Origin of the sequence: Weissella sp. LMG 11983 (assembly GCF_025908495.1) — a bacterium.
Taxonomy (GTDB): Bacteria; Bacillota; Bacilli; order Lactobacillales; family Lactobacillaceae; genus Weissella; species Weissella fermenti.
On the sequence record NZ_JAOZFD010000001.1, the window covers coordinates 563,989 to 588,886 of the forward strand.

Annotated in this window: 26 protein-coding genes, 1 tRNA gene, 1 pseudogene and 1 other annotated feature; of the genes and pseudogenes, 2 read left to right on the forward strand and 26 right to left on the reverse strand. The window is 44.9% G+C overall.

Features of this window, described 5'->3' with window-relative positions; all coding sequences use genetic code 11:
* Positions 1-117: 117 nt before the first annotated feature.
* The 3 genes from OIT45_RS03040 to OIT45_RS03050 all read right to left on the reverse strand — a co-directional run bounded on the left by OIT45_RS03040 (position 118) and on the right by OIT45_RS03050 (position 4,102).
* Positions 118-2,781 carry a valine--tRNA ligase gene (locus OIT45_RS03040; RefSeq protein ID WP_199404980.1) on the reverse strand — a complete coding sequence of 888 codons (2,664 nt, stop codon included), beginning with the start codon at positions 2,779-2,781 and terminating at the stop codon, positions 118-120.
* A gap of 85 nt (positions 2,782-2,866) precedes the next feature.
* Positions 2,867-3,080 (reverse strand) — a binding site (T-box leader).
* 42 nt (positions 3,081-3,122) lie between these two features.
* Entirely contained in the window at positions 3,123-3,377 is a 255-nt protein-coding gene (locus tag OIT45_RS03045) for a hypothetical protein (protein WP_199404981.1), read from the reverse strand.
* 104 nt (positions 3,378-3,481) lie between these two features.
* Positions 3,482-4,102 (reverse strand): LysE/ArgO family amino acid transporter, encoded by a 621-nt coding sequence (locus tag OIT45_RS03050; RefSeq protein ID WP_199404982.1) that lies wholly within the window; start codon positions 4,100-4,102, stop codon positions 3,482-3,484.
* Between the two features lie 149 nt (positions 4,103-4,251).
* Between OIT45_RS03050 and trhA the strand changes: the two are divergent.
* Positions 4,252-4,901: pseudogene (gene trhA / locus OIT45_RS03055) on the forward strand (PAQR family membrane homeostasis protein TrhA).
* 45 nt (positions 4,902-4,946) lie between these two features.
* Here trhA and OIT45_RS03060 read toward each other — a convergent pair.
* Entirely contained in the window at positions 4,947-5,621 is a 675-nt protein-coding gene (locus tag OIT45_RS03060; protein WP_135797333.1) for a hypothetical protein, read from the reverse strand.
* A 94-nt stretch (positions 5,622-5,715) separates the two neighbouring features.
* Between OIT45_RS03060 and OIT45_RS03065 the strand changes: the two genes are divergently transcribed.
* A tRNA-Lys gene (locus tag OIT45_RS03065) sits at positions 5,716-5,789 on the forward strand.
* A 59-nt stretch (positions 5,790-5,848) separates the two neighbouring features.
* Here the strand turns inward: OIT45_RS03065 and OIT45_RS03070 are convergent.
* From OIT45_RS03070 to OIT45_RS03175, 22 genes are all read right to left on the reverse strand, one after another.
* Entirely contained in the window at positions 5,849-6,709 is an 861-nt protein-coding gene (locus tag OIT45_RS03070) for an IS3 family transposase (RefSeq protein WP_264329911.1), read from the reverse strand.
* A gap of 8 nt (positions 6,710-6,717) precedes the next feature.
* A complete protein-coding gene (locus OIT45_RS03075; RefSeq protein ID WP_087043610.1) occupies positions 6,718-7,203 on the reverse strand; it encodes a helix-turn-helix domain-containing protein in 486 nt (161 codons plus the stop codon).
* Positions 7,204-7,286: 83 nt separating this feature from the next.
* Positions 7,287-8,066, reverse strand: a complete 780-nt coding sequence (locus OIT45_RS03080) for a hypothetical protein (RefSeq protein ID WP_199404031.1) — start codon at positions 8,064-8,066, stop codon at positions 7,287-7,289.
* A gap of 181 nt (positions 8,067-8,247) precedes the next feature.
* The gene (locus tag OIT45_RS03085; protein WP_003609204.1) at positions 8,248-8,703 is read right to left on the reverse strand and encodes a universal stress protein; all 456 of its coding nucleotides are present in this window, start codon (positions 8,701-8,703) and stop codon (positions 8,248-8,250) included.
* A 132-nt stretch (positions 8,704-8,835) separates the two neighbouring features.
* Positions 8,836-9,123, reverse strand: a complete 288-nt coding sequence (locus OIT45_RS03090) for a hypothetical protein (protein ID WP_237667651.1) — start codon at positions 9,121-9,123, stop codon at positions 8,836-8,838.
* A 295-nt stretch (positions 9,124-9,418) separates the two neighbouring features.
* A complete protein-coding gene (locus OIT45_RS03095; RefSeq protein WP_135797330.1) occupies positions 9,419-10,702 on the reverse strand; it encodes a replication-associated recombination protein A in 1,284 nt (427 codons plus the stop codon).
* A 21-nt stretch (positions 10,703-10,723) separates the two neighbouring features.
* Positions 10,724-11,167 carry a YueI family protein gene (locus OIT45_RS03100; protein ID WP_199404032.1) on the reverse strand — a complete coding sequence of 148 codons (444 nt, stop codon included), beginning with the start codon at positions 11,165-11,167 and terminating at the stop codon, positions 10,724-10,726.
* A 97-nt stretch (positions 11,168-11,264) separates the two neighbouring features.
* The gene (locus OIT45_RS03105) at positions 11,265-11,474 is read right to left on the reverse strand and encodes a hypothetical protein (protein WP_135797328.1); all 210 of its coding nucleotides are present in this window, start codon (positions 11,472-11,474) and stop codon (positions 11,265-11,267) included.
* On the reverse strand, positions 11,471-13,042 hold the full coding sequence (locus OIT45_RS03110; RefSeq protein WP_264329912.1) for a peptide chain release factor 3: 1,572 nt from the start codon (positions 13,040-13,042) through the stop codon (positions 11,471-11,473). Before OIT45_RS03110 ends, OIT45_RS03105 begins: the two co-directional genes overlap by 4 nt.
* A gap of 124 nt (positions 13,043-13,166) precedes the next feature.
* Positions 13,167-13,964, reverse strand: coding sequence for a hypothetical protein (locus OIT45_RS03115; RefSeq protein ID WP_199404034.1), 798 nt, complete (start codon positions 13,962-13,964; stop codon positions 13,167-13,169).
* Positions 13,965-14,057: 93 nt separating this feature from the next.
* Positions 14,058-14,609 carry a DUF402 domain-containing protein gene (locus tag OIT45_RS03120; protein ID WP_135797325.1) on the reverse strand — a complete coding sequence of 184 codons (552 nt, stop codon included), beginning with the start codon at positions 14,607-14,609 and terminating at the stop codon, positions 14,058-14,060.
* A 153-nt stretch (positions 14,610-14,762) separates the two neighbouring features.
* Complete coding sequence (locus OIT45_RS03125) at positions 14,763-15,566, reverse strand: RecX family transcriptional regulator (RefSeq protein WP_264339858.1); 804 nt, start codon at positions 15,564-15,566, stop codon at positions 14,763-14,765.
* A 119-nt stretch (positions 15,567-15,685) separates the two neighbouring features.
* Positions 15,686-16,360, reverse strand: coding sequence for a phosphate signaling complex protein PhoU (gene phoU / locus OIT45_RS03130; RefSeq protein ID WP_264339859.1), 675 nt, complete (start codon positions 16,358-16,360; stop codon positions 15,686-15,688).
* Between the two features lie 51 nt (positions 16,361-16,411).
* A complete protein-coding gene (gene pstB, locus OIT45_RS03135) occupies positions 16,412-17,170 on the reverse strand; it encodes a phosphate ABC transporter ATP-binding protein PstB (RefSeq protein ID WP_161691176.1) in 759 nt (252 codons plus the stop codon).
* A 16-nt stretch (positions 17,171-17,186) separates the two neighbouring features.
* On the reverse strand, positions 17,187-18,011 hold the full coding sequence (pstB, locus tag OIT45_RS03140; protein WP_135797322.1) for a phosphate ABC transporter ATP-binding protein PstB: 825 nt from the start codon (positions 18,009-18,011) through the stop codon (positions 17,187-17,189).
* Between the two features lie 16 nt (positions 18,012-18,027).
* Positions 18,028-18,918, reverse strand: a complete 891-nt coding sequence (gene pstA, locus OIT45_RS03145; RefSeq protein ID WP_056973049.1) for a phosphate ABC transporter permease PstA — start codon at positions 18,916-18,918, stop codon at positions 18,028-18,030.
* A gap of 1 nt (position 18,919) precedes the next feature.
* Positions 18,920-19,837, reverse strand: a complete 918-nt coding sequence (pstC, locus tag OIT45_RS03150; protein WP_003608881.1) for a phosphate ABC transporter permease subunit PstC — start codon at positions 19,835-19,837, stop codon at positions 18,920-18,922.
* A gap of 13 nt (positions 19,838-19,850) precedes the next feature.
* Positions 19,851-20,723: a phosphate ABC transporter substrate-binding protein PstS family protein gene (locus OIT45_RS03155; protein ID WP_264339860.1), complete on the reverse strand. Its 873-nt coding sequence runs from the start codon at positions 20,721-20,723 to the stop codon at positions 19,851-19,853.
* Between the two features lie 136 nt (positions 20,724-20,859).
* The gene (locus tag OIT45_RS03160) at positions 20,860-22,062 is read right to left on the reverse strand and encodes a hypothetical protein (protein WP_199404036.1); all 1,203 of its coding nucleotides are present in this window, start codon (positions 22,060-22,062) and stop codon (positions 20,860-20,862) included.
* Positions 22,059-22,769: a GntR family transcriptional regulator gene (locus OIT45_RS03165; RefSeq protein ID WP_264339861.1), complete on the reverse strand. Its 711-nt coding sequence runs from the start codon at positions 22,767-22,769 to the stop codon at positions 22,059-22,061. The genes OIT45_RS03160 and OIT45_RS03165 overlap by 4 nt, the downstream gene beginning before the upstream one ends.
* 91 nt (positions 22,770-22,860) lie before the next feature.
* Entirely contained in the window at positions 22,861-23,781 is a 921-nt protein-coding gene (locus OIT45_RS03170) for a nucleoside hydrolase (protein WP_199404037.1), read from the reverse strand.
* A gap of 15 nt (positions 23,782-23,796) precedes the next feature.
* Positions 23,797-24,849 carry an oxidoreductase gene (locus OIT45_RS03175; protein WP_112464668.1) on the reverse strand — a complete coding sequence of 351 codons (1,053 nt, stop codon included), beginning with the start codon at positions 24,847-24,849 and terminating at the stop codon, positions 23,797-23,799.
* Between the last annotated feature and the right edge of the window lie 49 nt (positions 24,850-24,898).

Below are 24,898 nucleotides of genomic sequence, written 5' to 3' on the forward strand. Positions count from 1 at the left end.
AACTAGCATTGTAACGACGAACAGCTTAAATTCGTTATTAACAATATATAAGATATTACTCCAAAAACTCGCATCCTGCAAGCCTTTCGACGTAACAAACTTATTTCAAAGCAACTATTACTTTGCGGCCTGTAGTTCAGCCAAACGAGCGTCAGTTGCTGCCAACTTTGCTTGCCAGTCAGCCAACTTCTCGCGTTCTTCAGCAACCACGGCTTCAGGGGCGTTGTTCACGAACTTCTCGTTACCCAACTTACCTTCAGCGCGCTTAACTTCACCAGCAAACTTCTTCAAGTCACCTTGCAAACGTGCAATTTCTTCGTCCAAGTCAATCAACTCTTCCAAAGGCACGTAAACTTCAGCACCAGAAATGATTTGTGTCATGGCCAACTTTGGCGCAGCCACATCAGCAGAAATTTCAAGTGACTTAGGCTTTACGAAGCGGTTGATGTAGTCTGAGTTTTCATCAAAGATGCGAGCCAAGTTTTCATCTGACGTCTTAATCAAAACGTCGATTTCAGTTGACATTGGGGCATTTGCTTCCGTACGGATTGTACGAACAGCCTTGATTAAGTCAGTCAAGCTTTGGAAATCAGCTTCCGCCGTTGGGTTATCCAACTCAGCCTTCACTTCTGGGTAAGCAGCAACCACGATTGACTCACCGTCATGTGGCATCTCTTGCCAGATAGCTTCCGTTACGAATGGCATGATTGGGTGTAGCAAACGCAGCGTGTTATCCAAAACGTAAGCCAAAACAGCTTGCACGTTCTTCTTAGCAGCTTCATCGTTTCCGTTCAACGTTTCCTTGGTCATTTCGATGTACCAGTCAGCGAAGTCGTTCCAGATGAAGTTGTACAACGAACGACCAGCCTCACCGAACTCAAACTTATCAAAGTTCTTCGTTACTGAAGCAATCGTCTCGTTCAAACGTGACAAAATCCACTTGTCGGCCAACGTCAAAACTGACAAGTCAGGAGGCAATTCAGCCTTCGTTTCGTCATCCAAGTTCATGATAACGTAACGTGAGGCGTTCCAGATCTTGTTAATGAAGTTCCAAGCTGAGTCCATCTTCGTGTATGAGAAACGAACGTCCAAACCTGGTGTTGAACCGGTTGCCAAGAACCAGCGCAATGCGTCAGCACCGTACTTCTCGATGACGTCCATTGGGTCAATTCCGTTACCCAATGACTTTGACATCTTGCGTCCTTGTTCGTCACGAATCAAACCGTGAATCAAAACGTTCTTAAATGGACGACGACCCGTGAATTCCTTTGATTGGAACATCATACGAGCAACCCAGAAGAAGATGATGTCGTATCCCGTAACCAATGTATTCGTTGGGAAGTAACGCTTGAAGTCTTCAGCATCTTCATCAGGCCAGCCCATCGTTGAGAATGGCCACAAAGCTGATGAGAACCACGTATCCAAAACGTCAGAGTCTTGCTCCCAGTTTTCGATATCTTCAGGCGCTTCCATACCAACGTACATCTCACCCGTTTGCTTGTGGTACCAAGCTGGGATTTGGTGTCCCCACCATAGTTGACGTGAGATAACCCAGTCGTGAATGTTATCCATCCAACGCGTGAAGGTATCTTCGAAACGTGGTGGGTAGAAGTCAACACGGTCGTCTGACTGTTGCATGTCCAAAGCTTGCTCAGCCAATGGCTTCATCTTAACGAACCATTGCGTTGACAAACGTGACTCAACTGGCACACCAGTACGCTCTGAGTGACCAACTGAGTGAACAATTGGCTCAATCTCAAGCATCCAACCTTCAGCTTGCAAGTCATCAACAATTGCCTTACGTGCATCAAAGCGATCCATACCAACATACTTGCCGGCACGTTCGTTCATTGACGCATCTTCGTTCATCGTGTTGATACGCTCCAAGTTGTGACGGTTACCAACACCAAAGTCGTTAGGGTCGTGGGCTGGCGTAATCTTAACCATCCCTGAACCAAACTCTGGGTCAACGTATTCGTCGGCGATGATAGGAATCTCGCGACCAACAAGTGGCACGCGTACCATCTTACCAACCAAGTCCTTGTAACGTTCGTCTGATGGGTGAACGGCAACAGCAACGTCACCGAACATCGTTTCAGGACGCGTCGTTGCAATTTCAATGTAGTCCTTACCATCGTAAGTGACACCTTCTTCAACGAATGGGTACTTAACGTGGTAGAAAGCACCTTCGTCGTCTTGGTGGATAACTTCGATATCTGACAAAGCTGTACGAGCCTTAGGATCCCAGTTGATGATGTACTCACCACGGTAGATCAAGCCCTTTTCGTACAACGTCACAAAGACCTTACGAACGGCTTCTGACAATCCTTCGTCCAACGTGAAACGCTCACGTGAGTGATCCAAAGAAAGTCCCATCTTACCCCATTGTGATTTGATGGTAGCAGCGTATTCGTTCTTCCAGTCCCAAACTTGGTCAACGAACTTTTCGCGACCCAAGTCGTAACGTGAAATGCCTTGCTCAGCCAAACGTTGTTCAACCTTAGCTTGCGTAGCGATTCCAGCGTGGTCCATTCCTGGCAACCACAACGTGTCGAATCCTTGCATACGCTTTTGACGGATAATCATATCTTGCAAAGTTGTGTCCCAAGCGTGCCCCAAGTGCAACTTACCCGTAACGTTTGGTGGTGGGATAACGATTGAGTAAGGACGAGCCTTATCGTTTCCTGATGGCTTAAAGCGGTTTTCTTGAACCCACTTGTCGTAACGGCCAGCTTCAACAGCTGACGCGTCATACTTTCCAGGCATATCAATTTCGCGCATGTGAAATTCTCCTTATAACATAATCTCTATTTGTGTAACGATGTGATGAGCAATAAAAAACGCCCTGACCATACAATAACTGTATGATCAGGGCGACTTAATCGCGGTACCACCTGATTTAACGGGACTTCTCCCGCTATCTCGTTAGAACTTAACGCGTTTCTCACGTTACCGACTACTATGATTTCACCGGCAATGCCCACTAACTACCTTCAGTCAAGAATTTTGATGCGCTTTTCACCAACCGCGCACTCGCTGCACAATCTTCATTGACTTACTTTTTAGTGCATTGCTATAAACGTAATTGTACGGTTATTTGCTTTGAAAATCAAGGTGAAAGACTAGTGTTCAAAGAAGAAAGATAGTAGGCGATTAGCCACTGGTACAAGAACTGCTAAGACAAGCACCGTCTTATAGAACTTCATCGAATCAATCATTTGCTTCATGCTGGTATTCAGCACCTTGATATCGCCCTTCATTTCCGACAAGTCTGATCGGATATCCTTGATATCGTCCCGTACCTCTTGGAAATCGTGCTTCTTAAAATCATCAAACTCCGCGTACGTCACGTAACGCTCTGTCTTTGTTTCGGTCATTTTCGTCGCCTCCTCGTTGACTATTAACACCGTATCCATATCCCCATTAAACAGATAAAGAGACGCCGAAGCGTCTCTTTATCACTGAATCCAGTATATCAGATTTAGTGGAAGAATAACATTCCAACCGCTTCATATAATAGGTACAAACCGTACCCAATCACAATGAAGGCAGAAACAATATTCACCCAGACCAGCGCACGCTTTGGCAAACGTTCTTTCAGCAAATTCATGGTGATTGTAATACCATTGAACCAAATAAAACTAGCGGTAATAACGCCGATGATGAATGGCCAAACTTGATTGTCGGCCAGCGTTCCGCGCAATGCACCAAGCATCAACGAGCCATCAATCAACGCTTGTGGATTGGCCCATGACACAATCACTGCTGTTATCATGGCCTTCTTCATTGTCATGGCATTTTGCTGTGTATTTAATTGCACTGAGTTGGCACCACGCAGAATGCCATAGCCAATCCAAATAACCAACAAGCCACCGAGTAGCATGACAATCAGCTTCAACATTTCATGGGAACTGATTAATGCGCCCATACCAAAGAATGCTGCCATCGAAAAGGCAGCGTCGGCTAACCAAACAAACAACACGTTTAGGAAAGCCCGACGGAGGCGATTATTCATGGCATTATTAAACACATATAAATTTTGCATACCGATTGGGGCGATAAACGCGAACCCAATCATCATACCTTTCAAAACTGTCATCATTGCTTCCACTCCCCTTTTCAACGCTATCCAGTATACAAGAAATCCAGTCCTGGCACTACCTAAACAGTCATATCCAGCTCATCTAGTTTACAACACTAGATGTTAAGGTTATACTATACTTATCAATTAGAAATCAGGGGGATTTAGTCATGCCAATCCTAACAAAAGAAAACCGTAAATACCTAATTACATACGAAACATTAAACGCTGTCACCCACGGTTTAGGCGTTCTAGCCGCTGTCGTTGGCGCAACACTACTACTTTGGGAAAGTATGCACGCGAACTTCAACTGGTTCACAATGGCAGCATTATGGATTTATGCCATCTCAATCATCACCTTCTTGCTCGCATCAACGCTCTTCCACGCATTAGTTTTCACCAAAGCGGGTAAGATTTTCCAATTCCTTGATCACTCAGGCATCTATCTTGTCATCCTTGGTAGCTATACACCCTACACATGGCTATTCCTACCAGGCAAAGTTGGTTGGCCAATTTGGATTACGATCCTAGTCTTGACCATCGCAGGTATCATTTATGATTTGTTCTTTGTTGGACGTTGGCCATGGCTGTCAGTTTTGATATACGTCATCATGGGTTGGCTAATCATCTTGGCTTTTCCAGCATTGCACGCCTCATTGACGCCATTTGCGTTCAACTTGTTGTTAGCTGGTGGTATTACACGCTAGGAGCAGGCGTTTACCTCATCCCCAAACTACCAATGAGCCACGTTTACTGGCACTTGTTCGTTTTGGGCGGTGCAGCCTTGATGTACATTTCAATTTTTAGCATGTTGTTCTAAAACAAATAACGGGCAAGCACCTTTGCAGTGCTTGCCCGTTTTCGTTTACTTCTTAACCGTTCCAGCCGTTACCCAGTTGGTAAAGTCTTGGTTTTCATCTTGTTGTTGGCCACCTTGTTGGTGATTCGTGTAATCGTTCTTTTGTTGTTGTGAGAACGTCGCCCAAACAGAACCGCCGATATAGTAGCGGCTTGATGCTAACAAGGTATCCTTCATGTTGGCCTGCTTAGCATCCCCCAGTGACGCCGCGTTTTTTAGCTGATCACCAGTCCAGAAACTAGCAACTGCATATTCCGTTCCATCTTGTAGCTTAACCTGACGTGCGATGCAAACGTTTTGGATGTTGCCTGCCTTAGCAGCAGCTTGTACCACCGTGACCGTAGCAGACGCATATGCGTTTGTATATGTATCAAAGTCCTGCTTCGTATCGTCTTGCAAGACAACCTTCACTGTACCGTTTGACATCTCTGATGACAAAACCGTCGGCGCTAACTTGTTCTCCTTCAAAATTGCCTTTACATCAAATGCCTTTGCACTTGAGCTCTTCGCTGCAACTTTTGAAGAGGATGTTGCCTTCTTTTCGGTCGTTTGCTTCTTTGATGCGGATTGCCCCTTTGATGATGAGTCTTCATTTCCACCACCTGCTACCAAACCAAAGATAACCAAAATACCAACCAACAGAACAATGCCTGAAATTATTGCGCGTTTATGCTTAGACATAACCTAGTCCTCTCTCTTATTTAATACTTTAAACATTCTATCACAAAACAGCTTGCCTATTCTGCCCTCCCTAGTGCATAATATAGTAGTTGACGCCTCCTTAGCTCAGCTGGTTAGAGCAACGGACTTTTAATCCGCGGGTCCAGGGTTCGAATCCCTGAGGGGGTATAAACCGTCAGCGTTAAAAAAAGACCGGTTGAACTGAACCCCAAAAATTGGAGTGAAGTTTAAGCGGCTAACTGGTCGGAAAGATTTCGGTATTGAACCGGAGTTCTTCCGGCCAGTTTTGTTTTTATCCGCTTATTGTTGTAGTAATAGACATAGTTAGTTATGGCGGACTTTAATTCGTCATAACTTTGATAGTGGTTGTTATGTACCGTTCCTACCTTCAAGATGTGGAAGATACTCTCAGCCATTGCGTTATCTAGGCATGTCGCTTTGCGACTCATGCTTTGGAACACACGGTTAGTCTTTAGCCGTGATACATACTCATAATTTTGATATTGGAAACCTTGGTCAGAGTGAATTGTCATTCGATAATTCAATTCTGGCCTATTTTGTAGAAGCTCATCTAATGGCTTTGTGACGAACTCGACAGTTGGATGAATATCGATATTCCAAGTGAGAATCTCACCACTATAAACATCAATATAGGCGGTGAAATAAGCACGTTCAGCCATCGTGCCTGATCCCCAACGGACTTCAGTGACGTCGGTGAGAACCTTCTGATATGGTCGATCCGTTGTGAACCGACGGTTTACACGATTCGGTGAGATATGTCCGACAGTGCCGGCGTAAGAATTGTACTTCCGTGTCAGACGGTTGAAAGCAGTACAGAGAAGCCCGTTCATCTTCATAATTTTCAGCACAACCTTATGGTTGGTGTTGAAGCCACGATTACGAAGCTCTTGTGTGACACGACGGTAACCGTAGTCCGGGTTGTCATCACGAATTGATATAATCTCATCAATTAACTCACGTGGATACTCCTTGTACGCACGCTTGCACGCGTCATGATAACTACTGCTAGACATCTCGGCTACTTGAAGAAGCAGCTTCAACTTGCACTTCAACTCTTGCCTTAGCACAGTGATTACTACCGCTTTGTCTTGGTTTGTAATTTCTTCTTTTCCTGAGCTAAGGCCTCGAGTTTTTCCAAGTAGGCTACCTTAATTCGAAGTAGTTCATTCTCTTCTTCGAGCTTCTTGATCTTGTCGTGTTCTTGCTTATTCATAGTTCGTTTCCGCCTTCGTTTATCAGGTTTTAGCCGACCAGACTCCAACGCACGTTCCCACTGCCAAATCAACGAAGGGCTAGTCACCCTGAACTTTCTCGCTGCTACAGGATAAGACGCGTGATGTGTAAGTCGCCAATTAATTACCTTGATTTTAAAGGAATACGGATAACTTGTCTGCTTTCTATGGGAATCTTTAATTCCATATACTCCGTCACGTTTTATGGAGTCCACCCAGATTCCAAGCGTTGATGATCCCTTAATTCCGAATTTCTTGCGTATTTCAACAGTCGGTACACCTTTGAGGTACAGAGAAACTGCTTCTATTTGAATTTCTTTTGAAAACATACAAAAACCCCATGAGTTAGATTTGCTCCAACTCATGGGGTTCAGTTCAGGTATCGCTATGATACCGGTCTTTTTTCGTATAGTTACTTACCACCAAACAACTTTGAGAAGAACCCAAACAGTCCTGATGACTTTTCATGTTGGCGAACAACACGTGACTCCTCTTCGGAAACTGGTTCTTCAGGGATGTCGACCGGCGTTGTTTCAGCTGCAGGCTCAAATGGCTTAGGTTGCTTATCCGCTTCAATTGCAGCATTCGCAGCTTCATTAGCTTCCTTAGCTGCCTTTTCTTGCGCAACGTATTCCGCAATCATCTCATCAGTCAATGCTGGCATCGTCAAAGTCTTAGTGGTCACACCAACACTAACTGTTGCTACACCATCCTTACCAGAACGGCGACTCTTTGCTCGTACTTCAACCTGGGATGGTACTGTGTCTGCTGGCAATTCAAGTTCAAATTCAAGGCCCTTGTCCACAAGCAGAAAAATATCTTCATCTGATCCAGCCAACTTAACCGTCACATCAACGTCCAATTGGTTAACGCGCCCTTCCAGCAAACGCTTATCACCTTGTGTTGAAATAACCGCCGTAATCACTGGCGCTGGCAAATCAATCGTCAACACGACACGCTCTTGTGAAGCTGGATTCCCAGGCAAATTAGCTTCGACAATAATATCACCATCGTATAGGTCCGATGGTGCCTTCGCAATGAACTCACCATTTTCATCAGACACTAGTGAGTCATATTTCCCATTTGGATACTTGACGTTAATCACTGAAGCCGGCGTCGCATGACCAATCACCGTTGTCCCCAAACTGTTTGTCAACGTTGAGGCCACTAAATTTACTTTTGTATCATTCATGATGTCAGCTACTCCATCTCTAATAAACTGTTAATATTACTTCCATTGTAACAGATTAAACACCTACCGACGACCTAATCCTATTTATGACAGCAACTTTTGGTCTAAGCCCTCCGACAGCCCCACTCTGATATATATAATAAAAGGCCGGGACAAAAATGTCCCGACCTCATAGGGTTCTTTACTTAGCACGAACAATCAACGTATCAACATTTGCTGTACGCGTTACGTATTCAGTAACTGAACCAATCAACAAGCGCTCAATGGCGTTCAAACCAGTAGCACCAATCATAATCAAATCAACATTCATCTTTTCAGGCGCTTGGTGCGCGATAATGTCCTTTGGTGAACCGTACTCAATCGTGTAGTCCACGTTCTTAACACCAGCATCCTTAGCTTGTTGCAAGTAAGTTTCCAAAGTCTTCTTGGCAGTTTCAGCAACTTGCTCGACCATCGTCGTCTTGAAGTCCGTTACGTTTTGGAATGCGCGTGTATCGATAACGTGCAAAATATGCAAGTTAGCGTCTTCCCCATTACGCAATGCAACTTGAATTGCCTTCCCCAAAGCAGCTTCAGCTTCCTTTGATCCATCAACTGGAATCAAAATGTTCTTGTAGTTTACATTAGTATCAGCCATGATAGTTCCTCCTCTAATCGGCTATTTGCCTATATGCTCATTATACGCCATTTGTAATAAATTTGATAAATAAACCATGCCTAAAAAAATAGCACCTGTGAAGATTTCACAGATGCCACATAAAAAGTATGACTATTTAAACAAACGTGATGTCACCACAACGGCCAAGACTGTCGTTAGGATCGTTGCCAAGATAACAAAGATACCGGCTGGCAATGGCTCTGAACCATGCAATACAACACTAACAATCAACGCCAATGCATCAAGCGTGAAGAACCAACCGAAAAATGTTGCTGGCATACGCGCTTGGGATGCCGACAAGTTCAAAAAGCCTTGACGGTGTGTTAGTAGATAAATGCCCATCGCGCCAATCAATAACGCAAAGACAATATACATAATGATGATGCCCATTTCATTCATCCTCTATCTCAAATAATTAATTGCAAAAGAAAAGCGCTACCAGGGCGAACCGTAGTAGCGCACGAACACTTGATTGGCGCCGTTAACGATTCACAATGAAGTCGGCTCCAGATTATAGGTAAGTGGGTGAATAAGTCAGCTTTAGCGGCTACTAAGTGAAATAGCTTGCCTCGCCGGCTTCCCGACATCCCCGAGCAATATGGTTGTAAAGCGACTACATATAGTAGGAATCATGCGTACGTCCAAGGAATTCGCATACCGTTATTATACGCTCCCAAGTGCAAAAAAGCAGTAGTTAACGTAAACCATTTTTCTGAGCGTCACGCAACTTTTGGTACTGTTCCTTATAGGCTTGCTCAACCTTAGAATTTCCCGCCGGCACGAAATAGTTCGCCCCGTTAAGTTTATCTGGCAAATATTGTTGCGGTACCCAATCGCCGGGATGACCGTGTGGATAAACGTATTCCACACCGTGCCCCAGTTTTTCAGCACCCTTGTAATGCGCATCACGCAAATGATCCGGCACATCACCAGTTCCGCCCTTACGCACATCAGCTAACGCCGCATCGATTGCAGTATAGGCTGAATTCGACTTCGGTGACAATGCCAGTTCAATTGTCGCATTGGCCAACGGAATACGTGCTTCTGGGAAGCCAAGTTTTTCAGCCGCTTCAATGGCCGTCACGGCACGTGCTGCAACTGCCGGATTTGCCAAGCCGATATCCTCGTAGGCAATCACACGCAAGCGACGCGCAATGATCGGCAGATCACCAGCTTCGATTAAACGCGCCAAATAGTGCAAGGCCGCATCAGTATCACTACCACGAATTGACTTTTGCAAAGCAGAGATAACATCGTAGTGACCATCCCCATCTTTGTCAGCCGTCAACGCCTTACGTTGCACCGTCTCTTCAACAATCGGCAACGTAATGTGCACCTTACCATCTTCGCTCGGCGCCGTCGACTTAACCGCCAGCTCCAATCCGTTTAACGCCGAACGCAAATCACCGTTCGTCGCATAAACTAATTGACGCTCTGCATCATCATCCAGCACCGCATCAAAATTGCCCAAGCCACGTTCCTTATCCGTCAAAGCTCTCTGAATGGCCGTCTTCATATCCTCTTCAGACAGTGGCTTAACTTCAAAAATTTGTGTACGTGATCGAATAGCCGGCAAAATCGAAAGATATGGATTTTCAGTAGTGGCACCGATTAACACAATGCGCCCACTCTCAAGGTGGGGCAACAAAAAGTCTTGTTTTGTCTTATCTAAACGGTGAATCTCATCTAGCAACAAAACAACCGTCCCAGACATCTTGGCTTCTTCGGCCACGATTTGCAAATCTTTCTTACTATCAGTTGCGGCATTCAAAATACGAAACGCATACTTAGTTGAACCTGCAATTGCACTGGCAATACTTGTCTTACCCGTGCCCGGTGGTCCATATAAAATCATTGATGATAGCATCTTAGCCGTCACCATGCGATTAATAATTTTGCCCTCACCAACTAGATGTTGCTGACCAACAATCTCATCAATCGTTCGGGGCCGCATGCGAAACGCAAGTGGTTGTTGCACGCTGCTTCACCTTCTTTCTTATTATCCAAACAACTTTTTGTACCAAGGCTTCTGCGGAGCATCTGGCACCGTCGTTTTTTCTTCATCATCTTCCAATGTTAGTGCCACCACGTCAATTTGTGTGATGTTAACAGCTTCCTTAGCCGTCAAAACCGCAACAACATCTGAACGATCGTAAACATCATCTGACTTCAGAGTAAAGCCAACATTGTACTTAGATGCTAACTTGATGTACGGCGTCAACAATTCCATATCAAGATGCCCGTTTAATAGCAATGTTGCATCCTTATGGTCCTTGATCTGTGCCTCCCAAGTTGGCATGTATTTCGCATCACCAAAGGTTGCACGCGTCTGCGCAACATAGATACGCTCGCGAAACGTGCCCAAATAGTGATTTTGTTCATCAGGGTTAATCTTTGGCGTCCCGTAAACGGCCGCTTGTACGTGTGGATCCATGTCAGGCATAGTCGTGTCCTCCGGTTTCTTATTAGGTTAAGTTTAACATACATCCAGAGTAAACAAAAAAGAGCTCACAAAATGCGAACTCTAACTTGTACTTATATTATCCGAACATCAAAGTTGAAACGCCAGCTACGAATACGTACATCATATATGCCCCGAAAATCCAGTGCAATGCGTTAAACAAAACTGGAAATGGTCGCAAGATACGGTGGCCAGCAAAATACATTACTGTCGGTACAATCAAAATCAAAGCGAAGATTTCAAACCCCATTAGCCATGTGTTCGGTGCCATCGGCATCAAAAGTGTCATAGCTTTTCCTCCAAATCAACATCTGGGTACTTATCCTTAAACCAGCGTTCTGCGAATTGGTTTTCGAACAAGAATACTGGTTGCTCCGCACGGTCACGTACTAGCAAATTACGTGATGAAGCCATGCGTGGGTCAAGTTGCTCTGGGTTAATCCAGCGTGCAATCTTTGAACCCATTGGCTCCAAACTAACTTCCGTGTTGTATTCATTTTCCATACGGAATTGGAAAACTTCGAATTGCAACGCACCAACGGCACCAAGGATATAATCCCCTAAATCCCAGGCCGTGTACATTTGAATTGTTCCTTCTTGAACCAATTGCGTCACACCCTTGTGGAATGACTTTTGCTTCAAAACGTTCTTAGCGTGAACACGCATGAACAATTCAGGTGTAAACGTTGGCAATTCTTCAAATTCAACCGCCTTCTTACCAGCGAAAATCGTGTCACCGATTTGGAAGTTACCTGTGTCATAAACACCGATGATATCACCAGGATAAGCATTCTCAACGTTCTCACGCGTATCAGCCATAAACTGCGTCACGTTAGACAAACGGATCTTCTTATTCGTTCGTGCTAACGTCACATCCATACCACGCTCAAACTCACCGGATACGATACGCACAAAGGCGATTCGGTCACGGTGGTTAGGGTTCATGTTCGCTTGAATCTTGAAGACGAATCCTGAGAATTGCTCATTACCAGGTTCAACTTGTTCACCATCAACCGTGTTCTTAGCTGAAGGCGCTGGTGCGAATTGCATGTACGTTTGCAAGAACGTTTCAATTCCGAAGCCTTGCAAGGCTGAACCGAAGAAGACCGGCGTCAACTCACCGTTCATCACTGCTTGCTCGTCGAATTGGTTTCCGGCGTCCTTCAACATTTCAATTTCGTCACGTGTTTCAGCCCAAAGTGGGTTATCTTGCAACTTGTTCGGTTCTGCCAAATCAGTGCCAGCTTCGTTCAAAGGCAAGAAACGGGCCGCTTCTGATTCTGGACGGAATACTTCAACGTTGTTGTGATACAAATCAAACAATCCTGCCAAAATTTGTCCTGATCCAATTGGCCAATTCATTGGGTAGGCGTTGATTCCCAACGTTGACTCCAATTCATCAACCAAGTCCAAGGCATCGCGACCATCACGGTCCAACTTGTTGAAGAATGTGAAAATTGGAATGTGACGTTCACTAACAATTTCGAACAACTTCTTCGTTTGTGGCTCGATACCCTTTGCAGAGTCGACCACCATGATAACTGAATCAACCGCCATCAACGTACGGTACGTGTCTTCAGAGAAGTCTTCGTGTCCTGGAGTATCCAAGATATTGATGCGCTTTCCGTCAAAATCAAATTGCAAAACAGATGATGTTACGGAAATTCCACGCTTTTGCTCGATTTCCATCCAGTCTGACTTTGCAAAGTTTCCCTTACGTCCCTTAACCGTTCCAGCTTCACGAACTACACCACCAAGCTTCAACAATTGCTCAGTAATCGTCGTCTTACCGGCGTCGGGGTGGGAAATAATCGCAAACGTGCGGCGCGTTTGCATTTCCTCTTGTAATGATGCCATTTTTATCGCCTTAATTTCTTAATTTATTTAGTGATTCTTTAAAAATCTTAACAATTTAGTATAACGAAAAAACGGCTATGATTCAACACCACAACCGTTCTTATATACATTGTATTTCTATTGATTATTTCTTTTTCCAGCCCATTTGGTCAGCCACTTGTTCCATTGACAGCGCACCGTGCCCATCAATGACTTTATTCATGGCAACCTGCATCTCATCCGTTGAAACATTTGCAACATCATAACCCAAACCGAGCCACTGATTACGCGCTGCTGCAACATCAGCCGAATCCATTGGGCGATCACCTGGCACATCATTAGGTTGCTTGGCTTCCGAATTGCTTTCAGCAGCTGCGCTTGACGAAGCCGCGGCTGAATTAGCCGCAGCTACAGATGATGAATAGGCCGCCTTTGATGAGGCCGCAGCAGATGATTGAGAAGCAGCAACAGAGGCTGCCTTTGACGATGCTGAAGCCATTGAGGCAGACACCGAGGCAGCTTTTGACGACTCAGCAGCCGCTTTTGATGAGGCTGAAGATGCCTTAATTGATGCACGTGTCGCATTCACTTGTTTCATCGCAACCTTCACATTCTTGTTCACAATGCTAATAGCACCATCGACCGCCGTGGCTGACTTATACAATGACAATGCCTCGTGCCAGTCATGCTTATCAGCCTTCTTTTGTGCCGAAATCGCAATTTTTAATTGCTCAAGTGCTGTACGCCCTTCAACAGAAACTTTATCCTTTTGGGCGGCTTGATAATACGCCTTGGCCGACTGCCAATCTTGTTCATTCAACGCAGCGTGGGCATTACGAATATTCGCTTCGTACCCCTGACCTTTGTTAAACGTTTGGTAACCAAATATACCAGCTGCAAACGCCACGATTAATACAATGACGATGATAATCTTCTTTTTCATTTTATTCCCCTAATACGCTATTACGTCCATTATAAAGGAAAAACAACGCTTATGGATAGTCTCCATTTGCGTTGCTCCCTTAACATATTGCGACTAACGATCATTGCGACGCTTGATTTCCAAGTATCGGCGATACCACAAGTCGATGTACTCATCAGAAAATGGGCCCTGGTGCTTATTGATCCAATCAACAAGGATTTTTACATGCTCCTTTACGATAAAATCAATATCTGCTGGGTAATGCCATTGTGCCTTGTGCAATTCATACTCATCCGTATCAAGTAAACGCTTCTCACCATCTGGAAAAACCTTAACATCCAAATCGTAATCAACGTACTTTAATGCTTCCTTATCTAAAACAAACGGAGACGCAAGATTGCAGTAATAAGACACCCCATTATCTCGTATCATCGCGACGATGTTGAACCAGTATTTACGATGAAAATAAACAATTGCAGGTTCTCGTGTTACCCATCGACGACCGTCATCTTCGGTCACCAATGTATGGTCGTTCAAACCAATAATTGCATTTTCACTTGTCTTAAGGACCATCGTGTCACGCCAAGTTCGGTGCAAACTGCCGTCATGCTTGTAGCTCTTGATCGTAATAAAGTCGCCTTCCCGAGGTAGTCGACTATCTTTCATTATCTGAGCCCCTTTTACGGCCTTTCACCAAATTATTCTTTTTTATTGTATCACGCTACTACCTATAACGCACTGGTGTTTTGGGCTCAGACTATATTATTGAATGTTTATGCATCGTATTCAGACGTTTGTTATGCAAAACTCTGTATATTGTTACGAGTTTTGTTCAAATTCCTTTATCCACTTATCCACAAGAGACAAGTCATATCCCTTACGAAAAAGAGCCGCCTTCAGCCGTTTTTTAAATTCCCAACCTTCGTATTGGCGATAACGGTTAGCTGCCGAACTAGCGTCACGATCAAGATTTTCCCATTCTTGATCAGGGTCTTCTTCAATCGAGGCTTCATAAGCTTTCAGTGCTTGATTAACTAAACGACTGTCATATCCAAGTTGCGCCAACTTTTGTTTGGTCTTTTGTTCAGCCATGAAATGCGATTGACGATGGTACTTAATCATCAACTTTTCAACTTTTTCATCCAGCTGATCAATTTGATCCTCAGCGGTGTACTCATCTAAGGCATCTTCAATAAAGTACTTATCAATCCCGAGCTGCTGCAGCTTCGTTTTAACGCCCCGTGGCCCGAGCTTCCCAGAATGGATAGCGCTACGCACGTACTCCTCAGCAAAACGCGCATCATCAATGACATTAGCTGCTTCAAGTCGATCAATAACCTTAGCAATCACTGCCCCCGGAATCTCTAATTCCTTCAACTTAATAATGACCTGCATTTTAGAGCGCATACGGCCTGTGGCATAAACTAACGCCTTGGTATAGGCCTTTTGCTCAAACTCAGCCGCCTCAATTTCTTTTAAATCCTCATCTTCCAGCTCGGTATCTTTGAACAAATTATATTTAATCAGGATTTTTTCATCTACAGCCAACGCAAATTCGTCATCTAAATAAACGTTATAACGCCCGGGCTTCCGCTGACGGGTTACTTTTGTCACTTTTTTCATGTGCGGATTCTCCTGAAGTTAGTTTGTCTTTCATATTGACGCAAGACGCTAAATTAAGTTTAACCTAAAAACGCAAAAAGAGCCAACGCTAATGGCGTCGACTCTTTCGTATCAATCTGTTAGATAAATGATGACATACCTGGGTTCAATTCAACAATCTTACCCGTACGCTTGTAGATAATCCACTCAGCGATGTCCGTCACATAATCTGACGTACGCTTCAAGTAACCAGCAACAACCAAGTAATCAGTTGAAGCCGTTACCAATTCTGGATCTGACTTCATGGCATCGATGGCCATCTCACGGATTTCACCCGTAACATCTGATACTGACATGGCAACTTGCGCAATGGCTTCAGCTGAAACAGCATCATCATTCACGTAGTAATCCAACACATCAGAAACCATCTTTGCAACTGTTGAACCAGTCATACCGACCTTTTCTTCAATTGCGGCCACACGCTTGTTACCCTTCACGTAAATCGTTGAAAGCGCAATGTTACGTGCGTTGTCACCAATTCGCTCCAAAACTGAAACAGCCTTCAAAACCGTCACAATTTCACGCAAATCAGTCGTCACCGGTTGGTACAATGCAATCATTTCGAAAGTCTTCTTTTCCAAAGCGATTTCGCGTTGGTTGATTGCCTTGTCGCCATCAATAATCTCTTGTGCAGCTTGGCGATTGTGATCCAAGAATGCTTGAACAGCGTTTTCTAGCGTCTCAGAAACGAGCAAGCCCATCTCCTTAAATGACGTGTCCAAGTCTGCAAGTTCTTCATCAAAATATTGACGCATGACTTATCTCCCCGTTTTTCTGTTAATTTGTTAATTCAGTATATCACAAGACTATCCGAAGCGACCTGAGATGTAGTCTTGCGTTTCCTTCTTAGCAGGATCCAAGAACATCTTCTTCGTATCGTCAGCTTCAATCAAATCACCATTCATAAAGAACGCCGTGCGGTCTGAGATACGTGATGCTTGCGCCATTGAGTGCGTCACGATAATCATCGTCAACTTATCACGCAATTGCATCAATGTGTTCTCAACCGCGTGGGCTGAAACTGGGTCCAACGCAGCCGTTGGTTCGTCCAACAACAAGATTTCTGGTGAGGTTGCCAAAGCACGGGCAATTGACACACGTTGTTGTTGTCCACCTGATAGTGACAACGCCGACTTGTGCAAGTCATCCTTCACTTCATTCCAGATAGCGGCTTGCTTCAATGACGTTTCCACCATCTCATCCAAAACAGCCTTGTTCTTTTCACCTGAAATACGCAACCCAAAGGCGACATTATCATAAATTGAGAATGGGAATGGGTTTGGTTGTTGGAACACCATACCGATGTCCTTACGCAACTCAACGGTGTCAGTTGTTGGCGCGTAAATATCTTGCCCCTTGAACAAGAACGTACCGTTGACCGTCACGTTATCCGTCAAATCGTGCATACGATTCAAGGCACGCAAGTACGTTGACTTTCCTGACCCAGAAGGTCCAATCAATGCCGTAATCCCGTACTTATCGTAATCCAAGTTAATGCCGTGCAAGGCTTCCTTTTCACCGTAGTAGAGACGCACGTTTTCAGTTGTCAAAATTTTTTCTGCCATTTGAGTTATGCCTCTCTTAACCAAAGTTTCCGTTCACGTAGTCAATTGTCAATTGGACCTTTGGACGCGTGAAAATCTTACGAGTCAAATCGTATTCAACAACCTTTCCCATGTTGAAGAAGGCTGTGTAATCTGAAATACGCGCTGCTTGTTGCATGTTGTGCGTCACGATAATAATCGTGTACTTTTCCTTCAACTGCATCAACGTATCTTCAATCTTCGCTGATGAAATTGGATCCAACGCTGATGATGGTTCGTCCATCAACAAAATGTCTGGGTTCATCGCAATTGCACGTGCAATAACCAAACGTTGTTGTTGTCCACCTGAGAGTGACAAAGCCGACTTGTTCAAATCATCCTTCACTTCATCCCACAAAGCAGCTTGCTTCAATGACGTCTCAACAATTTCATCAAGTTGCGCCTTATCACGCATGCCGTGTTGCTTCAAGGCAAACGTGATGTTGTCATAAATTGACTTAGCAAATGGGTTAGGACGTTGGAACACCATGCCGATGTGCTTGCGCATTTCATAAACGTCGACATCCTTTGAGTTGATGTCAACATCACGGTACATGATGTTTCCCTTAACCGTAGCCACGTCATCGTTCATACGATTTAGCGAACGCAAGAACGTTGACTTACCTGAACCAGATGCACCAATCAACGATGTAATCTTATAGCGTTCAAACTTCAAATCGGCATCTTGCAAGGCCAACTTATCACCGTAGAAGACTTGCAAGTCCTTCGTTGAGAGGGCGACCTCGTGCTTATCTTCGTCCATGTCGTAGACGTAGCGCTCTGGTTGCTCCTCATCAAAAATCAAATGTTGCTCTTCAGCCATGACAATGTCCTCTTTCTTACTTCGTAGCCGTCAAACGCTTGTACAACACACCACTCAAGTAACGAGCAAAGAAGTTGAACAACAAGACAGCGATGATCAAAACAGCTGATGCACCAGCAGAAACGGCAGCCGCATCTGGCATGATACCTTCTGAATTAACCTTCCAAATGTGAACAGCCAACGTTTCGGCTGGACGCATAATATTCAATGGACTTGAAACGTTGAATGGGTTCCAGTCCGTAAAGTCCAATGCTGGGGCTGATTGTCCGGCCGTGTAAATCAAAGCGGCAGCTTCACCGAACACACGTCCAGCTGACAAAACAACACCTGTCACGATTGATGGCAACGCAGCTGGCAAAATAACGTGACCAACCGTCTCCCAACGTGACAATCCCAACGCAGCACCCGCCTCACGTTGCAAATCGGGAATCGTACGCAATGACTCTTCAACCGAACGTGTTAGCAATGGCAAGTTGAAGAACGTCAATGAAATCGCACCTGACAAAATTGAGAAGCCAAGCTTGAATTGCACAACGAACAACAAGAAACCAAACAAACCAACCACAACTGATGGCAATGATGACAAAATTTCAATGGCCGTGCGAATCAAAGACGTCACACGACTCTTCTTGTTAGCATATTCGTTCAAGTAAATTCCCGCTCCCAAAGCAATTGGGAATGAGATAATCATCGTAATAATCAACAAGTACAATGAGTTAAATAGTTGAATACCGATTCCACCACCGGCGGTAAAGGCCGTCGCTGGTGACGTCAAAAAGTGCCATGACAAGTGTGGGACACCTTGATACAAGATGTAACCCAACAAGGCAGCCAAAATCAAAATAACGAAGCCGGCAATTGCATAAAGCACAGCACTGGCAATCTTATTCGCTTGCTTAGCGTTCATATTACATGGCTCCCTTCTTAGCAATAGCACGGATAACTGAGTTGAAGACCAATGACATCAACAATAGAATCAATGCCAAACTCCACAAAGCGTTGTTTTCAAGTGATCCCATAACCGTGTTTCCGATACCTTGCGTCAAAACAGACGTCAATGTTGCGGCTGGTGATGTCAAGTTTTGTGGCATCAATGCGGCGTTACCAACAACCATTTGTACGGCCAAGGCTTCACCGAAGGCACGTGCCATTCCGAAGACAACGGCCGTCAAAATACCTGGCGTCGCAGCACGCAAGATAACCTTATAAATCATTTGCCAACGCGTCGCACCCAAAGCCAATGATGACTCGCGGTAGTGACGTGGCACTGACTTCAAGGTATCAACCGTCATTGATGTTACCGTTGGCAAAATCATGACAAACAGCACCATTGCACCGGCTAGGATTCCAAATCCTGACCCACCAAATAGGTGACGCATCACTGGTACAATCACTGACAATCCAATAAATCCGTAAACAACTGATGGGATACCAACCAACAATTCGGTAACCGGTCCCAAAATCTTAGCCCCACGCTTGGGTGAGATTTCAGTCATAAAGACTGCCGTTCCAATGGCAAATGGCGTTGCAATCAAAGCTGAAATCAACGTTACCAAGAATGACCCAACAATCATTGGGGCCGCTCCAACGTATGGGTGCCCATTAGCATCTGTTTGACCTGGCGCCCACTTGGTACCAGTCAAGAAATCCCAAATATTTACTTTATTAGCGAAGAACGTTGCCAAACCCTTTGAAGCAACGAACCAGAAAATTGATAGCACAACAACGACAATCAGCAACAAAGCGCCGAGTGACAAGTAACGACCAAAACGGTCCTTACGTGTTGCTGCTGATTGCTTTAATAGTGATTCACGGATGTCATCCATGTTCCCACACTCCTTAATTTACAGCTGTAATCTTTCCGTCCATTGAACGAGAAATCTTCATATCGTGAATTGAAATGTATCCCAATTGGGGAACCAACGTCTTTTGGATGTGCTCAGAATTAATGTAATTCAAGAATGATTGCACTTCCTTATTTGGCTTACCCTTCGTGTAGATGTGTTCGTATGACCAAATTGGCCACTTACCAGTCTTTACTGTCGTATCGTTGGCAGCAACACCATCCAACGTTGGAACTGAAATTGTGTCGTCCAAGTAAGCAAAGGCTGCATATGAAACAGCCCCAGGTGTCGTTGAAACGATCGAACGCACCATACCTGAAGAATCTTGCTCTTGGGCATCGGCTAATTCAGCACCCTTCAAGCCCCACTTTTCAAATGTGGCACGCGTTCCAGAACCTGCAACACGGTTAACCAGAACGATTGGCAAGTCAGCACCGCCAACTTGCTTCCAATTCGTGACCTTCTTTGTGAAGATGTCGATCAATTGATTTTGTGTCAAATTTGTAATGTTTGCTTCTTTATTAATCATTGGGGCGATACCAACAACGGCAACCTTGTGGTCAACCAACTTGTCAGCATCGATACCATTCTTCTCTTCCGCAAACATGTCAGAGTTTCCAAGGTCAACGGCTCCTTGTTGAACTTGTGCCAATCCGGTACCAGTTCCACCACCTTGCACGTTAACGAAAACTCCCATGTTTTTGCCGGCGTAATCTTCCCCGGCGGCTTCAACAAGTGGTTGCAATGCGGTTGATCCAACAGCCGTGATATTCACGCCACTGTTTGTTTCGCGCGATGCGTATCCCCAAGTCAATAGGCCTCCCGCAACCAATACGATTGCGGCACTTATCAACCAACTGCGCTTCATAACGAACGCCTCCTAATATCTTCTGCTACTAGAATTATTATCCCTAATCTATGTAAATGTCGTACCACAGTTTTGTAAAGGTTTCCTTTACATAGATATATACCCAATTCTACGCTTCGAATACTTATTCTACTACTTATAAGCTTTTCCAAATAGTCGTGTATTTTTGGCGCCGGCATACAATCTCATTCGTATTTGTCTTAACGGTCATTGTACGCGTCGGCCGTACTCGCATTTTACCAGCTGCCACCTCAAAATCTAAGCGTTGACCCTCCACGCCGACCAACGAAAAACACCATTGCCCTAGAATGGGTTTAGCAGGTATGCCTTGCAAGACAAAATGGTCATTAGTTAGGTAGCCACCAGACAACCATTTCAGCAAACCACTAATGCGATGTGGTCCATCCCCATCAGGAACAGATTGATAAAAATCGCCTGTCATATCTGTTGGTGTCTCGTGCAACAGTTGCACGAAAGCATCCTCAGACAAGGTTTGCCGACAACGATATAACGTCCATCGGGCATTTCTCAGCCAGCCAAATTCTTTCGTCGCATTAAGCTGCAATTGTGCCCAAAATTCACGCCACCGCACCTGATTTCGACTTGCTAACACATCAAAACGACACCGTGGCCCCTCCAAAAAAAATTGGACGACCGTTAATGGACGTCCATTGATGGGTTTATGCGTAATCATCCCATGTTCAGTAGTTGCGTGCATCAACCCATTCGTCTCGATGTAATCAATGTCAGTTGCCGGCACACGTAATTGCATCGTGGTTGTTCCTGTGATGGTTAATCGACGGGCGATTGGGCGCCCAGTCTCAAATTCACGTAAGACACACATGCTGACTGATAACCAATCACCATTAGTTAATTGATGTTCATAGCTCGTTAAGTGACACCCCCACCGCATATCTTCAACCGCCAGCCAAATTTCACCTGGCGCCGGCTTAATTAAGAGGTGCTCTTGATTGACCAGTAATTCCCATCCGCACGCCAGATCAGGCCCGTCTGCAACGGAAATTGCATTACCTGTCCGTCGCGTCCAAACCGCATCTTCTAGCAAATCCTTTTGTGACTGGCCAGCGATTGCCACGGATAGGTTCAGTCGCACCATCCAGGCATGTGGCCACACTTCAGTGACAAGCCGCCAAATGACGCGATTCTGTTCTTTCAGGCATTCATTGACGATAATGACTTGTTCAATCTCCGCTTCATGGCACAACCATTCAGTCACTGCTAGATAGGTAGCCTGTAACGATTGCGTTTGCCATGAAAATACCTTTCGGCGGCCGGCTTTAATTTCAGTTGGCGTCATTTTAAAGCGAATCGTTTTCATGATTGTGCCACCTCTACGAAACGGCATCGCTCACCAACAAAAATTGTTTTCTGAATTTGCATAACAGCTGAGTGACGATCAAACATAACCGCTTGCTGGATAAACACTGCTGAACCAGGTGCGATTTTCAATATCTCAGCCTGTGCAGCTGTTGCGACCCCTAAGACAATATGTCGCACCGCATGACTCGTTTGAATCCCGAAACGACGGTAAAAGCGTTCAATCGTCGCCGCGTTCATTAAGTCATTCAACTTTGGTGCATATTCCGGCATCACAAAATGTTCTTCTAAGGCCATTGGCTGACCATTCAGCAACTTTAACACGCCAACGTAAATCGTTGGTAGGCGTGCTCGTTCTAGCTTTAACACTGTAATGATATCAAGTGGCATTTCACCCTCATCAATTACACATAGCTCGGCCGTCAACGACACATTGTTTGCAATTTGCCATTCCGATAATTGCATCAATTTGCTAACTGGTACCGCGTAAACGGGTTGTTCAGCAACCTGCGCCACTCGCCCTTTTCGCCGGGTAATCAGACCGTCCATTTCCAATAACCGCAACGCGCGCCAAATCGTTTCCCGCCCACATTCATAGTGAGTCCCCAAATCTGATTCACTCGGCAATGGCATCCCACTTTGATACGTCCCATTTCGTATCTGCATTTGTAACTCTTTATAAATCTCTTCGAACACATACTTTCCCATAGTAAAAAGTCCCCCACACCGCAGATTATACGGTAATGGGGGACTATGTTCTAGACAAGGCGTTAACTGTTAACACCCGTTCTACGATTGATTAATACTTAGCCAAAGAGTCCAAAATCAATGCCACAAACTTATCGTTATCAAGGGTTGTCATCAACTCAGCATTGGCTGGCTCACCTGTCATGTTATGTTGGTCAACTACCAAACGACCACGCGTCAATTGACCTTGTGTTTCCACATCAACATAGTACGCCTTACCAGCAAACATTGATGGGTCAATCAAGTATGCAATCACTTCAGGGTCATTCAAAACCACCGGCACATCTGGGTTACTAAAGTCACCGTAGTTTTCCATCAAATCAGCCGCAGCTTGGGCCACTGGGTTTTCAATTGCGCGCATCTTCGCAACTGTCTCAGATGAAATCACACCTTGCTCAGTCAAATCACGCGTAATCATCACCACTGGCACACCACTGTTCACAATAATCTTAGCCGCGTCTGGATCGATTGAGAAGTTGTATTCAACGCCTGGGTAACGGTTGCCCGTGTTAATCGCCCCACCCATCAACACAATCTTTTCGATCTTGCTGTGCAATTCTGGGTGTGCCGCCAACAACAAGGCCACGTTCGTCACCGGACCACTGATACCAATAACCATTGGCTCGTCGGCCTCACGCAACGTCTTTGCCATCAAGTCGATACCGGCTAGTTCTGAAGGCTCGAAGCCAGGCTCTGGGAATCCAGTCCCGTCCAAGCCTGTAAACTCACGCCAGTTGTCAGCAAGACCGAATGGCTCAATCAATGGCTTAGCTGCACCGTGGGCTACCGGAATATCCGTGCGTCCCAAAAGCGTCAACGCCTTCATGGCATTCTTTTGTACGTTTTCAACTGTTTGGTATGCAACCGTTGTTGAAACCGCCTTGATTTCCACCTTGTCCGTGTTTGCCAATGCCAACATCAAACCGAAGAAATCTTCGTGACCTGGGTCACAATCCAAAATCATCTTAATCATTCTGTCGTCCTCGTTTTAGGCAAAGTGTTGGATGTGTGGACCTTGCTCCTTGAAGCCAGCGTCCAAAATTTCCAATTGCGTCAAGATTTGTTCGTCGGTAACTTCCTTCTCAGCACCGTGCAAAATCACATCCACACAGTTTTGGTACATCAAACCATAGTTACCACGTGGTGTCTCCATCTTGTGCTCAACCGGATCACCGTAAGCGTTGATGTACTTAATCACGCCGTAGTTATCTGGGTTGTCAGCACCGAAGTTAGGCTCTGATGGTGAGATACCAGCCAAAATATCGTTTTCTTGTGCATCCATACCGTACTTAATGAATGAACCATTTGTACCGTGCAAGATGTACTTAGGATATTGATCAGCAACCAAGAAGCTCGTCTTCAACTTAGCACGCAACTTGCCGTAGTACATGTTAACTTCAAAGTTATCGTCAACACCTTCAGGGTTCGTCACTGACTTAATGTCGTACGCAACCGCTTCTGGCTTACCCCACAACTTGATGATTTGGTCCAATGGGTGGACACCGTAACCGTAGAAGGCACCATCAATTTGCGTACCTGGGTTTGAAGCAGCACCTGGACGGAAGTAGTCGAAGTGTGACTCGAACTCAATTGGCTCACCAATGAAACCGTGGTCCAAGATGTATTGCAACTCCATGAACTCACCATCGAAACGACGGTTTTGGAATGGCGTAATCAACAATCCCTTTTCGTTAGCCAATGCAATCAGTTCCTTACCCTCGGCAACTGATGTCACGAATGGCTTTTCAACCATCACGTTCTTACCGGCTTCCAACAAGCGCTTTGCCAATTCAAAGTGCGATGGTGCTGGCGTAATAACAGAAACAAATTGGATTTCTGAATCATTAACCACTTGATCCAAATCATCCGTGAAGACAATCCCACGTGCTTCCAAAGCAGCTTGATCTTCAGGTCGCTTGTTCAAAGACGGCGTGTAAATCGTCTTAATTTGAACGTTTTCATTTTCCAACAAATAAGGCAAGTGGTAACGGTTTGCACTGTTACCGAAGCCAACCAAGGCCATAACCAACTTTTCTGACATATCAATACTCCTAAAAGATACTTTATTGCTCATTAATTAACAAAGTACA

What these genes read in the sequence shown, in the direction of transcription:
- OIT45_RS03040 (WP_199404980.1), bottom strand. Translation starts at nt 2,781, where the DNA reads ATGCGCGAAATTGATATGCCTGGAAAGTATGACGCGTCAGCTGTTGAA.
- OIT45_RS03045 (WP_199404981.1), bottom strand. Translation starts at nt 3,377, where the DNA reads ATGACCGAAACAAAGACAGAGCGTTACGTGACGTACGCGGAGTTTGAT.
- OIT45_RS03050 (WP_199404982.1), bottom strand. Translation starts at nt 4,102, where the DNA reads ATGATGACAGTTTTGAAAGGTATGATGATTGGGTTCGCGTTTATCGCC.
- OIT45_RS03060 (WP_135797333.1), bottom strand. Translation starts at nt 5,621, where the DNA reads ATGTCTAAGCATAAACGCGCAATAATTTCAGGCATTGTTCTGTTGGTT.
- OIT45_RS03075 (WP_087043610.1), bottom strand. Translation starts at nt 7,203, where the DNA reads ATGTTTTCAAAAGAAATTCAAATAGAAGCAGTTTCTCTGTACCTCAAA.
- OIT45_RS03080 (WP_199404031.1), bottom strand. Translation starts at nt 8,066, where the DNA reads ATGAATGATACAAAAGTAAATTTAGTGGCCTCAACGTTGACAAACAGT.
- OIT45_RS03085 (WP_003609204.1), bottom strand. Translation starts at nt 8,703, where the DNA reads ATGGCTGATACTAATGTAAACTACAAGAACATTTTGATTCCAGTTGAT.
- OIT45_RS03090 (WP_237667651.1), bottom strand. Translation starts at nt 9,123, where the DNA reads ATGAATGAAATGGGCATCATCATTATGTATATTGTCTTTGCGTTATTG.
- OIT45_RS03100 (WP_199404032.1), bottom strand. Translation starts at nt 11,167, where the DNA reads ATGCCTGACATGGATCCACACGTACAAGCGGCCGTTTACGGGACGCCA.
- OIT45_RS03105 (WP_135797328.1), bottom strand. Translation starts at nt 11,474, where the DNA reads ATGACACTTTTGATGCCGATGGCACCGAACACATGGCTAATGGGGTTT.
- OIT45_RS03110 (WP_264329912.1), bottom strand. Translation starts at nt 13,042, where the DNA reads ATGGCATCATTACAAGAGGAAATGCAAACGCGCCGCACGTTTGCGATT.
- OIT45_RS03115 (WP_199404034.1), bottom strand. Translation starts at nt 13,964, where the DNA reads ATGAAAAAGAAGATTATCATCGTCATTGTATTAATCGTGGCGTTTGCA.
- OIT45_RS03120 (WP_135797325.1), bottom strand. Translation starts at nt 14,609, where the DNA reads ATGAAAGATAGTCGACTACCTCGGGAAGGCGACTTTATTACGATCAAG.
- OIT45_RS03125 (WP_264339858.1), bottom strand. Translation starts at nt 15,566, where the DNA reads ATGAAAAAAGTGACAAAAGTAACCCGTCAGCGGAAGCCCGGGCGTTAT.
- phoU (WP_264339859.1), bottom strand. Translation starts at nt 16,360, where the DNA reads ATGCGTCAATATTTTGATGAAGAACTTGCAGACTTGGACACGTCATTT.
- pstB (WP_161691176.1), bottom strand. Translation starts at nt 17,170, where the DNA reads ATGGCAGAAAAAATTTTGACAACTGAAAACGTGCGTCTCTACTACGGT.
- pstB (WP_135797322.1), bottom strand. Translation starts at nt 18,011, where the DNA reads ATGGCTGAAGAGCAACATTTGATTTTTGATGAGGAGCAACCAGAGCGC.
- pstA (WP_056973049.1), bottom strand. Translation starts at nt 18,918, where the DNA reads ATGAACGCTAAGCAAGCGAATAAGATTGCCAGTGCTGTGCTTTATGCA.
- pstC (WP_003608881.1), bottom strand. Translation starts at nt 19,837, where the DNA reads ATGGATGACATCCGTGAATCACTATTAAAGCAATCAGCAGCAACACGT.
- OIT45_RS03155 (WP_264339860.1), bottom strand. Translation starts at nt 20,723, where the DNA reads ATGAAGCGCAGTTGGTTGATAAGTGCCGCAATCGTATTGGTTGCGGGA.
- OIT45_RS03160 (WP_199404036.1), bottom strand. Translation starts at nt 22,062, where the DNA reads ATGAAAACGATTCGCTTTAAAATGACGCCAACTGAAATTAAAGCCGGC.
- OIT45_RS03165 (WP_264339861.1), bottom strand. Translation starts at nt 22,769, where the DNA reads ATGGGAAAGTATGTGTTCGAAGAGATTTATAAAGAGTTACAAATGCAG.
- OIT45_RS03170 (WP_199404037.1), bottom strand. Translation starts at nt 23,781, where the DNA reads ATGATTAAGATGATTTTGGATTGTGACCCAGGTCACGAAGATTTCTTC.
- OIT45_RS03175 (WP_112464668.1), bottom strand. Translation starts at nt 24,849, where the DNA reads ATGTCAGAAAAGTTGGTTATGGCCTTGGTTGGCTTCGGTAACAGTGCA.